This window comes from Aporhodopirellula rubra, assembly GCF_014192335.1.
GTDB classification, from domain to species: Bacteria; Planctomycetota; Planctomycetia; order Pirellulales; family Pirellulaceae; genus Rhodopirellula; species Rhodopirellula rubra.
This window is the reverse complement of record NZ_JACHXU010000009.1, coordinates 83,368-97,904: the sequence shown is the minus strand read 5'-3', so window position 1 is coordinate 97,904 and position 14,537 is coordinate 83,368. Positions and strand designations below refer to the sequence as shown.

Annotated in this window: 12 protein-coding genes; 5 read left to right on the top strand and 7 right to left on the bottom strand. The window is 56.8% G+C overall.

Features of this window, described 5'->3' with window-relative positions:
- The first annotated feature begins 259 nt into the window (after positions 1 to 259).
- Positions 260 to 1,069, top strand: coding sequence for a DUF2293 domain-containing protein (locus tag FHS27_RS13755; RefSeq protein WP_246419755.1), 810 nt, complete (start codon positions 260 to 262; stop codon positions 1,067 to 1,069).
- Positions 1,070 to 1,154: 85 nt separating this feature from the next.
- Here the strand turns inward: FHS27_RS13755 and FHS27_RS13750 are convergent, their stop codons facing one another.
- A complete protein-coding gene (locus FHS27_RS13750) occupies positions 1,155 to 3,317 on the bottom strand; it encodes a Tex family protein (RefSeq protein WP_221225100.1) in 2,163 nt (720 codons plus the stop codon).
- A 3-nt stretch (positions 3,318 to 3,320) separates the two neighbouring features.
- Positions 3,321 to 3,887, bottom strand: a complete 567-nt coding sequence (locus FHS27_RS13745) for a cell division protein FtsH (protein WP_184305498.1) — start codon at positions 3,885 to 3,887, stop codon at positions 3,321 to 3,323.
- Between the two features lie 410 nt (positions 3,888 to 4,297).
- Between FHS27_RS13745 and gcvT the strand changes: the two genes are divergently transcribed.
- The 3 genes from gcvT to FHS27_RS13730 all read left to right on the top strand — a co-directional run bounded on the left by gcvT (position 4,298) and on the right by FHS27_RS13730 (position 6,995).
- Positions 4,298 to 5,521 (top strand): glycine cleavage system aminomethyltransferase GcvT, encoded by a 1,224-nt coding sequence (gene gcvT, locus FHS27_RS13740; protein ID WP_184305497.1) that lies wholly within the window; start codon positions 4,298 to 4,300, stop codon positions 5,519 to 5,521.
- 101 nt (positions 5,522 to 5,622) lie between these two features.
- Positions 5,623 to 6,015: a glycine cleavage system protein GcvH gene (gene gcvH, locus FHS27_RS13735; protein ID WP_184305496.1), complete on the top strand. Its 393-nt coding sequence runs from the start codon at positions 5,623 to 5,625 to the stop codon at positions 6,013 to 6,015.
- Between the two features lie 71 nt (positions 6,016 to 6,086).
- Positions 6,087 to 6,995, top strand: coding sequence for a lipoate--protein ligase family protein (locus tag FHS27_RS13730; RefSeq protein WP_246419754.1), 909 nt, complete (start codon positions 6,087 to 6,089; stop codon positions 6,993 to 6,995).
- Here FHS27_RS13730 and FHS27_RS13725 read toward each other — a convergent pair.
- The 5 genes from FHS27_RS13725 to FHS27_RS13705 form a co-directional block, all read right to left on the bottom strand.
- A complete protein-coding gene (locus tag FHS27_RS13725) occupies positions 6,962 to 7,729 on the bottom strand; it encodes an esterase/lipase family protein (protein ID WP_184305495.1) in 768 nt (255 codons plus the stop codon). The two genes, FHS27_RS13730 and FHS27_RS13725, sit on opposite strands and share 34 nt — an antisense overlap.
- Positions 7,730 to 7,819: 90 nt before the next feature.
- Positions 7,820 to 8,716 carry a phosphatidylserine decarboxylase gene (locus FHS27_RS13720; RefSeq protein ID WP_184305494.1) on the bottom strand — a complete coding sequence of 299 codons (897 nt, stop codon included), beginning with the start codon at positions 8,714 to 8,716 and terminating at the stop codon, positions 7,820 to 7,822.
- 279 nt (positions 8,717 to 8,995) lie between these two features.
- Positions 8,996 to 10,828, bottom strand: coding sequence for a UbiD family decarboxylase (locus FHS27_RS13715; RefSeq protein ID WP_184305493.1), 1,833 nt, complete (start codon positions 10,826 to 10,828; stop codon positions 8,996 to 8,998).
- Between the two features lie 107 nt (positions 10,829 to 10,935).
- Positions 10,936 to 11,664: a 3-keto-disaccharide hydrolase gene (locus tag FHS27_RS13710; RefSeq protein WP_184305492.1), complete on the bottom strand. Its 729-nt coding sequence runs from the start codon at positions 11,662 to 11,664 to the stop codon at positions 10,936 to 10,938.
- 268 nt (positions 11,665 to 11,932) lie between these two features.
- Positions 11,933 to 13,525, bottom strand: a complete 1,593-nt coding sequence (locus FHS27_RS13705) for a glycosyl hydrolase (RefSeq protein WP_184305491.1) — start codon at positions 13,523 to 13,525, stop codon at positions 11,933 to 11,935.
- Between the two features lie 229 nt (positions 13,526 to 13,754).
- Between FHS27_RS13705 and FHS27_RS13700 the strand changes: the two genes are divergently transcribed.
- A complete protein-coding gene (locus FHS27_RS13700; protein ID WP_184305490.1) occupies positions 13,755 to 14,534 on the top strand; it encodes a sugar phosphate isomerase/epimerase family protein in 780 nt (259 codons plus the stop codon).
- The last annotated feature ends 3 nt before the right edge of the window (positions 14,535 to 14,537 follow it).

The window sequence follows — 14,537 nt, the reverse complement described above, 5'->3', positions numbered from 1 at the left end:
TGCGTCTGCGGGAATGAATCGGTCCTCCTTTTCGGAGGAGTGGCCGCTGCCGCGTGCGGAGATCACGGTACGTTAGGGCATAACTGTATTCCCGGTTCGCTGCATCTCTCAACCTGCGGTCTGTCTAAACCCTCGTTTCGCGCGAGTCTCCCAGCTAACAGATGAAAACGGTTTTGTCATCAACGCTGATCGCGTAATGTGTCGATCGCAATCAACGCATTGCTCTCGCGCTGAAACCACGGGCTCAAATATAGAAACGATGCCAAGAAAAAAAACGTCTGCGCAACCAGCCCGCCCCAACTCGGCAAAACGACCCAATCCTGCAAAACGGTCCGGCCAGGCAAAACGTCCCGGTGCGACAAAGCATCCCGACCCGGATCCCAATCTGCCGCTGCCGCAGCAAACACTCGTCGTTGGTCCAGGGCCAAGCGACCGCACCGTGTGTTTGCCGTCGGGTGATGTCGTCGCTGTTCCGGATGCTTGGTCGCTGTTGCCGCCTGGTGACGCAGGGGTGACACGACGAGTGAAGGCCGCCGGTCCGACGTGGACCATGAAGGAGCGGAAAGGACGCCGCGAGTTTTCCAAAGGCTTGTGGGCGGATGCCGCGCAAATCCACTCCGCGAAAGAGGCAATGGAGTCGACTCGCAGTACCCCGCAGTACGCGAAAGCAAAAGCCGCCGCGAAGGTGCGACGCGAGGAAAAGCAGGAAGAGTATGTGGAAGACTTCCACGCGGCCGTGGTCGCATTCTTGAATTTTCATTCCGACTACGCAGCGATCGGAAAACGGTTAGCGTCCGCAGTCACCGAGCATGCAACGCCCGTGGGCAGTGGCACAGTCGCGAGAACTCAGCGCATTCCGATTGAACGTCGCGCCGAATCTGCAGTGATCGCGTGGATGCGGCACCAAACAACCGCCTACGACAACATGGCGATCGCTCGCGTGAAAGGTGAACGACGCGAGGTCCGCCGGCAACTCGCCGCGCAGTCACGCAAACTGCTCGAGAAGTATCGCAGCGGTGCGGCAAACGCGATGCAGTTTTGCCCGCTCGCAAAAGCATTGCGTTCTTAAAGATGATGCCGTGTCATCGAGTGTTCAGGCTCGAACGGGCCGATTTGAGTGGCTCAACGTTTTGGTTCGGCGAAACACTCACGCGTCAGAACTTTCGCGTCACCGCGATCCGTTTCCGGTCCAGATCCACTTCGAGCACTTTCACTTTCACCACATCGCCAACTGAAACAATTTCATTCGGATCGCTGACGAAGGTGTTGGCCAATTGTGAGATGTGAATCAGGCCATCTTGGTGAACGCCGAGATCGATGAACGCGCCGAAGTGTGTGACGTTCGTGATCACGCCTTCGAGCACCATGCCGATGGCGAGGTCTTCCATCGAGTTGACCGAAGAATCAAATTGCGCGACCTTGAATTCGCTACGCGGGTCGCGTCCCGGTTTGGCGAGTTCGGCAATGATGTCCTGGACCGTCGGCAGACCGAAGCGGCTGTCGACGAACTGTTCCGGTTTTAGTTTCTGACTCAGGGTCGAATTGCCGACCAACGTTTTCGCATCCGCTTTCAATTCTTTCGCCATGCGGCCGACAACAGAGTAGCTTTCGGGGTGGACGGCGGAGTTGTCCAGCGGTTCTTTGCCGCCTCGGATCCTCAGGAACCCTGCGGCTTGCTCAAACGCTTTCTTGCCGAGCTTGGGAACTTTCGTCAGTTCCATGCGGCTTTCGAAACGTCCGTTGGCGTCTCGGTAGAGCACAATGTTCTCGGCGAGCTTCGGGCCGATGCCAGCGACGTGTGCCAGTAAGGGGACACTCGCCATGTTTAGGTCGACTCCGACCCGGTTGACACACGATTCCACAGTGCGATCGAGGCACTTGCGTAGTTGCGTCTGGTTGACGTCGTGCTGGTACTGTCCAACGCCAATTGACTTTGGGTCGGTTTTGACTAATTCGGCGAGCGGATCTTGCAGGCGACGAGCGATACTGATGGCGCCGCGAACCGTGATGTCGAGATCCGGGAATTCCTTGCCCCCCAATTCGCTGGCCGAGTAGATCGAGGCTCCCGACTCACTGACCATGACCTTGGTCACGTCGAGTTTGTGTTCCGCGATCAACTCCCCGACGAAGGAATCGGTCTCCCTCGACGCGGTGCCGTTCCCAATCGCAATCAGTTCGACGTTGTGTTTTTTGATCAACGCCAACAAACTCTTCCCCGCTCCCGCGACATCACTCTTGGGCGGCGTCGGGTAAATTGTAGTGTTGGCTAGGAATTTGCCCGTTCCGTCGACCACCGCGACTTTGCATCCGGTTCGGAAACCTGGGTCGATCCCGATCGTCGTTCGCGGGCCTGCCGGTGCCGCCATCAACAATTCGTGCAGGTTTTTACCGAACACGCTGATCGCTTCTTCGTCGGCCCGTTCTTTCAACATCTGCAGTACCGTTGATTGAGTTGCCGGTTGGAGCAGTCGATTGAAACACTCTTCTGCCGCGGTATGCAGTTCGCGATTGAATTCGAACGAAGGGTTCTTGATGAACCTGGACTTCACGTGCGAGATCGCTCGGTCCTCTTCCATTGCGAGGCCCACTTTAAGTACGCCTTCGGATTCGCCGCGCAACATCGCGAGCAATCGGTGTCCGGGGATTCGTGCCGCGGATTCTTGACGGTCCATGTACTGTTCGAACTTGGCCGCTTCGTCTTTCTTGCCTCGTTTCACCTGGGACGTGATTTGTCCGAACTTGGAACCTTTCTCCACCATCCACTGACGCACCTCCGCGTCCTCGCTCCATTGTTCGGCGATGATATCGATGGCGCCCGCAATCGCGGTTTCGGTATCGGGAACGTCGAGTTCTTTGTTGACAAAGGATTCGAGAATCGCTTGCTTTGATCGATCGAGTTTGGATTGACTCAGCAGCACATCGGCGAGCGGTTGCAGGCCGCGTTCGCGAGCGATCGTCGCGCGGGTGCGGCGTTTGGGTTTGTAAGGTAAGTAGATCGCTTCGAGTGATCGAAGATCCGTGCAGGCTTCAATCTGTCGTCGCAATAGGTCGGTCAGTAGGCCCTGTTCCTCGATCGTTTTCAGCACAGTTGCTTTTCGTGCCGCGAGGGCGGTCGCTTTTTCCAATCCGTCTTCGATCGCACGCAACGCGATCTCGTCAAGGCCGCCGGTCACCTCTTTACGATAGCGAGCGATAAACGGAATTGTGTTGCCTGCCGCGAGTAGTTCCACCACAGCGGTCACTTGCTTGACGGGTAAGTTCAACTCGCGCGAGATGGCGTCAATGATCTGGGGATCAGTGGCGTTAGGGGTAGCCATAATTTAACGTTTTCGTTGTTGAGCTTGTTGGAAATGATGTCGAACCAATCGGCCGCTAATTGTTGTTTTGGTTAGCAATTCGTTTGCAATCGTTTTGATCGCTTCGACGTGAGCGGCGTCACTGAGGATATGTTCCGTTTTTGACAACATGCGGCGTTGTAACGTTTCGTGTTGTCGCGGCGAGGCCGCACGGGTGCATAGCAAGTTTGCGACGTCCTTCAGGTCACGGGCGGCACCGCGTTGGCAATATCGTCCGGTCAGTTGGGCCTCGGCTACCATGCCGGCCAACAAGATCAACACGTCGTCTTCGAGTCGGTCGTGCGAACCTTTCGAACCGCCTTTTTTGATTTCGCAATGCCCCAATCTCGCGGCACCGAATTGCGGTTTGCCTGGCGCGATACTGACTTTGTGGATGGTTCGTCCGAGAGAAACGGCCATCACGGCATGGCCCGCCTCATGGTGTGCCGTCGAAATCAACTCGTTGCGATGGGCGATCGACTCCGTACCTTCCGTTTCGGAAGGCGGATCGCCGTCGTTGATTGGAGAAGATTCGGATTGGGGATCGGTCATGGTGTCAATTATTGAACCCGATCGGAACATTCTACGCTATGGATGGATTTTGTCGTTCATTGAGTTCCCGATGACTCGCCGCACTGAGGTGCGTTCGCATTGACTGCCAACATCGCCGCAACAATCGCGATCGTTGGCGCGTCTCAATTGTTGAGACGGGAATAACTCGGCCAAAGTGAGCCATGTTATGCGCTGTCATCGACGTAGGCGGTTTTCGACAAACAACATTCGCACGAGGGGTAGTTGCCTCGTATTGACTTGGTAAACTCGTGCTCGCTCACCCGCTGAGTCCGAATCTTGGATTCGTGTGCCGACTGGTGATGCACAGATCTTTTTCATCTCGAACGTCTCCTTGCTGCCTCGACCCGTTGGCATTTTTTCGGGCGGGGTGTGCGCAAATGAATCCGCCCATGACCGATTCTTCCGCATCCGCATCGCACGAGCCAGCGGTAACCGACAGTCTCGCAAAGACTCCGCTCGACCAATGGCACCGCCGCATGGGCGGGAAAATGGTTCCCTTCGCGGGTTATGAGATGCCGATCCAGTACGCGACTCCCGAATCCACCGGCAGTGCGGATGTTGACGGAGCGTCAACTGGCGTCGCGAAACCGGTCGGAGGCATTGTTGCTGAGCATCACGCGTGTCGAAACAAAGCCGCCCTGTTTGATGTTTCGCACATGGGCCGTTTGCGATTCGATGGCGATGGTGCCGCGGAATTCCTGGACCATATCCTGACGCGTCGTGTGACCGATCTGCCCGTCGGCGGAGTGCGATACTCGATGGTGTGCAACGCCGAAGGCGGAGTGCTCGACGATGTTCTTGTCTCGCATCTCGAGACGCCTTCGGAACGCCGGTTTCATCTGTTGGTCGTCAACGCGTCCAACCGTGCGAAGATTCTAAAGTGGATTGAACCTCACCTCGCGGATTTTCCCACCGTCACCATGTCCGACCGGACCGAATTGACTGCGATGATTGCGGTCCAAGGCCCGTTGGCGATGGAGGTTTGTAAAAAACTGTTTTCGTTCGATCCGTCACGACTAAAAAACTATCAGGCTCGGATCACGGATCAATTCGCGAAACCCGTCATCGTCAGCCGTACCGGGTACACCGGCGAAGACGGATTGGAACTCATCGTTCGTGCCGAAGAGGCCACGCGAGTTTGGGAAAACATTCTGTTGGCGGGGCGTGACGCAGGCTTCACCGCCGCCGGGCTCGGTGCACGCGATACCTTGCGAATGGAAGCCGGGATGCCTCTCTATGGTCATGAGCTCGACGAAACGGTCGATCCGATTTCGGCCGGTTTGAACTTCGCTGTTAATTTGCCCAACCGTCAATTCATCGGCAGCGAAGCGTTGCAGCAGATTAAGCAGCAAGGTCCCGCTCGCGTCCGCATCGGTTTGCTTCCCGAAGGGAAACGTCCCGCTCGTGAAGGTTGTGGTGTGCTCGATCAAAACGGAGAAAAGATCGGTGAGATCACCAGTGGTGGGCCATCGCCGACGCTGGGAGTGCCGATCGCCATGGCAATGGTCGACGCCAAGCATGCCGGTGATTCAGAATTCCAGGTCGACATCCGCGGGCGGACAACGGTCGCGAAGCCGACTAAATTGCCGTTCTATCGACGAGCTGTTTCTTAGGTCGCTCGGTTTCGACGCCTGAACGTTGCCGCTCTTCTGGAGTAGAATATCCGGCGCGTCGAGCTTTCATTATTTGTCTTGTTCCCCTCGAGAGAGAATCCATGTCACGCGACACCACCAAACTGCGATACGCCGAAACTCATGAATGGGTCGATGTCACCCAAGACGACGGAATCGCAACCATCGGCATTTCGAAATTCGCAATCGAAGCGTTGAACGATCTCGTTTACATGGACCTTCCCGAAGTCGGCCGGACTCTCAAGGTCGGTGACGAGTTTGGCGAAGTCGAATCCGTCAAAGCGGTCAGCCCTCTGTACAGTCCCGTGTCAGGTGAAGTTGTCGAGGTTCATTCGGACTTGCCCGACAATCTCGAAGGCCTCAACGACGATCCTTACGATTTTGGTTGGATCGTTAAAGTCAAACTGGATGGCGATTTGCCCGACACGTTGATGGATTACGCCGCGTACGAAAAACAGTGTTCGGAAGCAGGCTAAATCAAGTTGCTGACTCTGTTTGCTAACGACGGGCATGACCCCGTCGTGATCGTTCGGCCTGACCTCTCTCAATGCGATTCGTTGCATCACGCATGTGGGTTGGCCACGCGATGACTCAAGCCGCTTCTCCGACACGTGGCCGGCTGTTGCCGTTCGCGTTGCACGATGCTGCCGCGAATATGGCAACCGACGAGGCGATCGCCGAAGCGGTCGCCCTGAAGGATGTTGCTCCGACGCTGCGGTTTTACGGATGGTCCCGACCCACGTTGTCGTTGGGGTATTTTCAATCTCTCAACGATGCCACGCCTTGGTCCGATCCGACCGGTTGTGTCGCATCCAAAGCAGATGGCACGTTGAGTGGTATCGTTGACGATGGCCGTGTGGACATTGTTCGTCGCTCAACCGGCGGCGGAGCAATTCTGCATCATTTTGAATTGACGTATTCGTTGTCGCTGCCGCTCAGTGATACCGGACCCGGTGCACGCGAATGTGTTTATCAAACCGTGCATCAGTGCGTGATCGAATCGTTGGCCGATGTCGGCGTCGCCGCGATGCCCTATCGAGATACCACTGCTGCGGCAGAGAAACTGTCGCGTGACGCCGTTTCGGATTCAAACACAGGGCTGCGTTCCAAACGCGATGAACCGTTCCTTTGTTTTCAACGGCGAACGGACGAAGATCTGATTTGCGGCGGATATAAAATCGCCGGCAGTGCCCAGCGTCGGGTTCGCGGCGGTGTTCTGCAGCACGGCAGTTTGCTGCTTCGCGTGTCTCGGCACGCACCTTCGTTACCCGGAATCAACGAGTTGTCGTCCGTCGCGATCGAGCCGCACGAAATCGAAGCGTCCATCGCCGCAAAGGTCGGCACCGCAATGGGGATCGATTGGCAATCGGGCGATCTCACCGACAGTGAACTGACCGCGAGTAAACGAATCCGTCAGCAACGCTATGCCGCTGCTGAATGGACCGGGCGACGCTGAGCGACGTGTGGGAAACGGATCGTTGCCGGGGCCGCCGTTAGCCGTTCGGACCGTAGAAAGCGAATCGACATTTCGATCGCTTCGGGAGCCGAAATCAATGCTTGGTGCGTGGTCGGCAACGTGGCATGGTCTTGTTCGCCCGATAAGTGCGTGGCTTCGGGGGCAACGACAAAATCCTGCTCCGCCGCAATCACGCCCACCGGCATGAGTTGTAACGGCGGGAGTCGACGTACGTAGCTGTCCGGAGATTCCGATAGTTCACGCAGTTGTGGGAACCACGGTGCAAATGGCCCTAACGGAATGCGTGTCAGTTTCGATCCCGCGTTCGGCGGCGCCATCATCACGATGCGGCCGCACTTCGGTGAGAAGCGTGTTTCTAACTGCGACTCATGAATCGCCGCGCGAGCGATGACGCTGCCCATGCTGTGCGTGACGAAGTGGATCCGTGAAATTTTGGTGCATTCCGCCAGTTCGTGAAGATCGCGACTGAGCCGGTGAGCATGCTCGATCAACGAGCCACGCAAGCTCGCGTAGTCCCAGTGCCGCCACCGGAAACCCGCCTGGCGCAGCGAATCACCCACACGCTCCATGCTGCCGCGGCCGGCAAGGAAGCCAGGGATAGTCAGTACCATCTCATGGGAGGCGATATTCGGCGCGCGGGGAACCACGCTAACGTTAGATGAAAACGCAGCCATGGAAGCGTTATCGACACGCCAATCGGAAAACTTTGACAAAACCGATTTCCGCCCGGGGGGCGTGCTGCCGCTCCACGGTGCGATAACTTTGGTACGCCTGCTATCGCGATGGTCGAGCGGGAATGCCGCTTACTCGCAGAGCACGCCCATGCGGTCGCCGACCCGCCCGTAGAGTTCTCGCTGATTCTGGGAATTCTCGATCAGGTCGCGATCAAAACGGATGCGACCGGGTTCGAAAATCGTGATCGTGGAGGAACCGCCAAAGCGGAAATACCCCTTCTCCGCACCCTTCTCGACGGGCTGTCCGTCCGCATAGGTTTGGCAAATGCTACCCACACACGTCGCACCGATTTCCAGCAGCAAAATATTCCCAAACTTCTCCGTTCTTAACTCAGTGACGCATCGTTTGTTCGTCGCGAGAATTTGAATGTTCTGGCAAAGCGCGATCGGGTTTACTGAGTACAACGGCCCGTTGATCAGTTTCGTTGGTCCCGGAACTCCGGCGGCGGGAAAGTGAAAACGGTGATAATCGACTGGGCACAATCGTGACAGCAGCAGGCTGCCCGCGGCGTATCGATTTGTTAGCGAGTGATCGTCGAGCAAAGTGTCCAGATCGAACATTTCGCCCTTCACGAACAATCCATCACACTGAGACAAGTCGGGCACACACAGGTGGCGACCATCGGCGGGAAAAACCACCGAATTTGGATTCGAATCGATCGGGCGAGCGTCCGGTTTGAGTTCGCGATAAAAGAACTCGTTGAAGTTTGCAAACTCATCGACATCACGCACAAATTCCGACGAGTCTAGTTCGTACTCTTGGATAAAAGGTGCGATCTTTTCACGCGTTGACGGACGATCCATTCGCCATCCGTACCAATGCGAAAACGCGGCACGCTTCACCAACGCGTTTAGCGAAATCTTTCCCGCGATCGTTCCGTACGTCCAACGCAACGCCTTGTCTCCGTACACCTTCTCGGTGCGAGTTTCCTTGGCGTATCGGTCGTAATAAAGGATTTCATCCATGGACGCATCTGTGTCAGCGATGAGTAGTATTCGGCACGCGGGGTGTGGACTGAGTCGATATCACCTCCGCCAAACGACGAATGCAAGTTGAATCGCATGGGGGCACATCGGATTCTCTTGCTGGCGAGGCGGGCATGTCGATCAACCATCCACACGCTCTGCATTGTGGCAGACACTCAGGAAAGGCAACAGCACCGGGTGTCCTCAAAGCGGCGCAGAGAGAGAACGCGGTGCAGCCGCCGCATTCATCGTTGAACGGGCTGTTGGATTGTTCTGAGGCTAGAGATATGCCGCCAGTGGTCCGCCGCGTGCCGCCCGGGCGTCGACCTTCGCCAATGTTTCGCGGTCCTCAATCAATGGCGGCGCGTGGTGAGGTTTCACGCGTGCGTCAATCAGCAGCGGACCCCGGCATCCCCAGTGTTTGTCCAGGACAAATTCATCCACACCGCAAATGTCTGTTGCGGGGTTACTGCGGGTGAACGTCAGCCACAACCAATTGTTTGCGTTCGCGGATGCAAAGTCCGCATCATCGCAAATCGTGATTAGCGGAAACGATTTAGCGGCTTCATGTGAAGATAATGCACTTGCGAGTTCGTTTGCTTCGTGGGCTCCTGCGTCTGCGCTGTATTTCGGCGCCCCAATCGCGAGCACACCGGGCATCACCACCCGAGCATTTTCGAAACCGTGCGGGAGCGATAAATCCGTCGGCACTTCATGCGGAAGCTCGCGACACGCCGAACCGCGCGCGGCGATCACGACTTTCGATCCTTGGTTCAACCCCGTGCCGGAGTAATCCAGCGTGTCGATCGTGGTCCGCGTGTGAAAGTGAAGGTCTCGACGCCAATCGACACGTTCCAGAATGTGGCGGATGAATCGCTCGACGTCATGGATTTTGAGTTTGTTTTCAGGGTCGTCGGTAATCCATAAGTACTTCGCGAGCGACAATTGCCCGTTGCCCAAGATCGCGTTGGCTTGTGTGAGCAACTCTTGAGGTTCAGCCGCGTCGAGGGTCGGCATGTATCGTTCGCTGCCGATCGCCAACAACAATGGGTGGACCCCTGCTGCATCGACCGCATGCACGGCTTTGACTCCCGGAATCACGCTCGGGATAATCGGGTCGGTCAGCTCATGGATTAATTGTCCGAATGTCGTGTCCTCTTGAGGAGGTCGACCGACCACGGTGAACGGCCACACCGCGTCGTCACGGTGCCAAACCTTTTCGACCCGCATGAACGGAAACGGGTGTTCGAGCGAGTAGTAACCGAGATGGTCTCCGAACGGACCTTCGGGCATCGTCGCGGTTGGGTCAATCCGACCGACGATCGCGAAGTCCGCATCCGCATAGACCGGCGCGTGATCCCCACGGATCATGCGAGTCCGGCGTCCCGCCAGCGCCCCGGCGAATGTCAGTTCAGTCAGACCTTCGGGGAGCGGCATCACCGCCGCCAGGCTCATCGCAGGAGAGCCGCCCGCCGTGATCGCGACTCGCAGTTCTTCACCGCGGTCCATTGCGGTTCGGTGATGCACTCCAATGCCACGATGGATTTGGTAGTGGAGGCCGACTTGTGATTGAGGATCGTATTGGTTGCCTGATAATTGCACCCGGTACATGCCGAGGTTCACTCGCATCAGGTTGTCCGGTGCCAACGGATCGGCGCTGAGCACCTGGGGCAGTGTCACGAACGCACCGCCGTCGTCAGGCCAGCATTTTAACTGCGGCAGGTCGGAAAGGGGGCACGCATTCGCCATCACCGGACCGCGGCGGACCCTTCGCGGCAACATGGTCATCGCGGTCAATGGCACGCCCGCGTACCGCACCGGATGTTTCGGCAACGCCGACGGATCTAGCTTGATTTCGATCAGGCGGCGGACCGATTCGAGCGTATCGCGAAACAGATAGCGGGCTTGCTCGAGCGACGCGAACAGGTTCGACGCCATCGGAAAACGGCAGCCACGAACGTTCGAAAACAACAGTCCCGGCCCGCCGTTTGCGTACACCCGGCGCTGGATTTCCGCGATCTCCAAATGCGGGTCGACCTCATCAGTGACCTCGATTAAACGTTGGCCACGACGGAGGTCTTCGACAACTTCTCGGGTACTGCGATGTTTCAACGGGCCGGCTTTGGATGATGGGGACTACTCGCACGCCAAAATCATAACCGGCCGTCAACGAACCCGTCATCTCGTAGAGAAGTGTCAGTCGCCCTATTGGCAAAGAATTACAGCGAACGGAAGTGAATGTCTTTAAACTCCGCCCACATCGGTTTGCCTGCGTGCAGTTGCAAGCCGAGGACCCCATCGAGACGGGCTTGCTCAGGCGAATCGGTGAAATCGAGAATCAACCGACCGTTGAGATAGTGCTGGACGTTACGACCCTTGGCAACGATTCGGACATCGTTCCAATCGTCCAGGCGAAACAACTCTTTAAACTCTTCAGGCGTGATCAATGTCTCCAGGACTTTTTTCTTGTCACCTTCCTGGACTGCCTTTTCGCCGACCAGGCAGATGCGTCCGCGGTTGAGGCGTTCGCCATAGATGAACCCAGAGATGTTGGGGAAACCTTCTTCGTTGCGAACTTCGTGCTGGTAACCCTTGAGCGACCATTTGTTCGGTGCGTTGGCTGCCGTGTTGTGTTCGGACCGATATTGGATGCCGGAGTTGTTGGTCGCGTTGCAGCGAAACGACAACGTCAATTCGAAATCAGCAGTATTCCCGTCCTGCCAGATCAGAAACGTGTTCCCCTTGGCCGCATTTTCAGGCGTGGTTTCGCCGTGAATGACGCCGTCGCGAACTGACCATAGTCGTGGGTCACCGCTCCATCCCTCGAGGTTTTCGCCATTGAAGATGGTCTTCATTTGCGAATCGGTAGACGCCGCGGGCGAATCCGCCCAACTCGGGACACTGGCACAAAGGATCAACAAAGTGGCAAGGGAAGCTTCACGAATCATCGACGACTCCAGCAAACGATTGAGGTAGGATTTTGAAAGGTGAGGGCGGTGCAGAGGTTGCGCACCGGCGGGATGTCACGGTTATCGTAACACGTCGCGGCTACGGATCGGCCGGGAGCCACGAGCGTATCGTAGTCCCCGCCGCTCAAGTTACTAGTCCGTTGGGACCCACGCAATCATCCACCGCCGCCGGGGTTTCACTCGGTCCACCTCCGCATGAATTGGGTGGCCAATCGGTGGCGTGCTGTTTCTTTTTTGTCGTTCTTCATTAACCGCTGGTCAGGTGTTCGTCCGTCTGGCTCGGCGACGCGAGTCGGATGATCTCAATATCAGAGAGCCGCACGACCGCAGTTTCGAGATATATGCCGAGATGCCCGCGTGAAAACCGGTGGTCCGCGAGGGAAAGGACAACGCGTCCGTCAATAGACAATTCGATGTAACTGCCGAATGCGATCAGAGTCACGTCCGCTCGGCCGCGAGACTTGCCATGCCAAAATCCCGACTGCAACGAGTCGAACTGCATCATGTGTTCACCGCTGCTCTGGTCGTCGGTGCCCCATCCGCGAAGCTGCGCCACGCCTTTGTAGAGATCGAGTGACAAGTAGTACCCATCCCGCGTTTCCGGATCGATTCGAAACACCAATCCGCACTTGCCGAGTCCCTGCAAACACAGATTCGCGGAAAACCGAAAGTGTTCCATCTCGCCGTCAAACACGAACGCTTGGAAACCACTCTCGCAGGCGACTTCCAGTTGACGGTCACCAAGCAGGCAATGGTCTCCGGCGTCATCAAGATCTTCGATCAGGCCGTGAACGCAGTCGGCATCGATTGACTCGCGTGCGTAGGCTTCAATCCCTTCAAAGGTGACCGCTCGCAGCAGCCCGTCTTTGGAACGGCACAAGCGTTTCGGCGGCGGCATGATATTGTTGGAAAGGCGGTCGGCCGTACTCATCGAATAGAAATTCCACAACAGCCATCCTTTGTCGTCGCGGCAAACGCGGCCTGCGTAGTTGCCCTGTGCCAGCAACACGTTGTCGTGATAGCTCTGCCATCGATCACGCAGGTGATCCGAATGCCAATACCGAATCTTGGCGTCTTCACGAATGCTGCCGATGAGGTAGTGATCTTCGTCAAAGCAAATCAGATTGGGGACTTCGATGTCGTCGTACAGACGCGGGTGGTGAAGCGGCGGCATCGCTTCGAAGTGATTCGGCTCGACCTCCTTCATCAACGCCACGCAGCCGCGGCGAACGATCGGGCCGTGATTAACCCGAGCCGATGCCATTAACCATCCGTCTTTACCGTCGTGGTAGTAATACGGGTCTCGAAAACTGATCCACTGACGTCCTTCGTCGAGTGAGGCCTCGTAATACGCGGGATCGGGTTGCAGTGGGAAGCAACTGTTCTCGTCGAACGGAGCGTCCTCGGCAGGCGTCACTTGGGAGCGGCTGAGCTCCAGTGCCTCTTTGACTCGTTGTGGATCGTTTGGGCCGCGACGGTCGACCCAGTGGACCGGCGATTTGTGCCAATGCATCAGGTCGTCGCTGACCGCCATGCCGATCCGTTGGTAGTTGCCTTGGTCGCGCCGCGACAATCCCGTGTAGAACATCCGCCACCGTCCCGATTGGTGCGGATCCGGCGACACGTGCATTGTCCACAGCATCAAATCGTCCCAACTGCCGGGGTCGCCGATGAAGAGGGCATTTCGGACTCGCCGCCAATTCAACGCGTCCGTGCTCACCGCGTGGGCGATAAAGTCGTGATTGGGAAGGACCAAATGAAAGAGGTGGTACAGCCCATCGTGGTAGAGCACATCGACATCGCCGATCGCCTTCCGGCTGCCGTCAGTTTCCGAAAACATGTTTTGCTCGAATCATCGCAATGAATAGATTGACGTGAAAATAGTAGGGCGTCCGTCGAGCCCCGGCCGCAATCAGATTACTCGCCCGAGAGTCGCTTTTGAGATTCCCCCGACTCGGCTGGACTTGCGAGGCAGAGTCACGGTAGAGTGAAAGCCTCTGGGCTAGGCAATTTAGGTCAAGCCCGGCATCACTGATTTAACTGCTTGCTCACTCGAAAGGACGCACCGCGTGTTTGTTGCCGCCTCGACTCTATGTTGGCCCGATCTGGAACTTCAGGCTGCGATCGAGCTGCTTCAGGATCTCGACTTCACCGCCGTCGAAATCGCCGTCCAGGAATCCATCGGACCCGCAAAACCCAGCGAAATACTGGTCGATGAGGACCGCGCGATTCAACTCCTCCGATACACACACCGGATGGATATCAGCGGATACCGCCTCGAACTCGCCAGCACCGGCGACGAGCACTACGAACAATTCCACATGATGTGCCGAATCGCAAAGGCCACCAAAGTGGTGAATATTTCGGTGCCGTCCGCGGAAAAGGGAACCCCGTTCAACGAAGAAGTCGAACACCTGAAAAAACTCGTCGCGATCGCCGAAGGCGAAGGTGTGCGTTTGAGTGTGCGATGCATGCTCGGATGCCTCAGCGAAGACCCCGATACGCTGCTCGTGCTGTGTAACAATATCGACGGGCTCGGCATCTCGCTCGACCCCAGCGTCGCGTTGATCGCCTCGGCCGAAAACCCCGCCGTGGCCAAAGCGATGGCCGTCGGCAAAGGTTTCGATCAGTTGCTCAAATTTGTCACCAACGTGCAATTGCGTGACACCAGCAAAGACAAATTCCAAGTCAGCGTCGGGCAAGGCGAAATCGATTATGGAAAAATCGTCACCCAGTTGGAACGCGAGAAATATAATCGTGCTTTGACCGTCGACATGGTGCCGATGGATGATCACGACCATCGTGTCGAGCTTCGCAAACTGCGTCGCCTGCTCGAATCTTTGATTTAGCAC

Coding starts and splice junctions, on each gene's coding strand:
- FHS27_RS13755 (WP_246419755.1), top strand. CDS start 260: ATGCCAAGAAAAAAAACGTCTGCGCAACCAGCCCGCCCCAACTCGGCA.
- FHS27_RS13750 (WP_221225100.1), bottom strand. CDS start 3,317: ATGGCTACCCCTAACGCCACTGATCCCCAGATCATTGACGCCATCTCG.
- FHS27_RS13745 (WP_184305498.1), bottom strand. CDS start 3,887: ATGACCGATCCCCAATCCGAATCTTCTCCAATCAACGACGGCGATCCG.
- gcvT (WP_184305497.1), top strand. CDS start 4,298: ATGACCGATTCTTCCGCATCCGCATCGCACGAGCCAGCGGTAACCGAC.
- gcvH (WP_184305496.1), top strand. CDS start 5,623: ATGTCACGCGACACCACCAAACTGCGATACGCCGAAACTCATGAATGG.
- FHS27_RS13730 (WP_246419754.1), top strand. CDS start 6,087: ATGCGATTCGTTGCATCACGCATGTGGGTTGGCCACGCGATGACTCAA.
- FHS27_RS13720 (WP_184305494.1), bottom strand. CDS start 8,716: ATGGATGAAATCCTTTATTACGACCGATACGCCAAGGAAACTCGCACC.
- FHS27_RS13710 (WP_184305492.1), bottom strand. CDS start 11,664: ATGATTCGTGAAGCTTCCCTTGCCACTTTGTTGATCCTTTGTGCCAGT.
- FHS27_RS13705 (WP_184305491.1), bottom strand. CDS start 13,525: ATGTTTTCGGAAACTGACGGCAGCCGGAAGGCGATCGGCGATGTCGAT.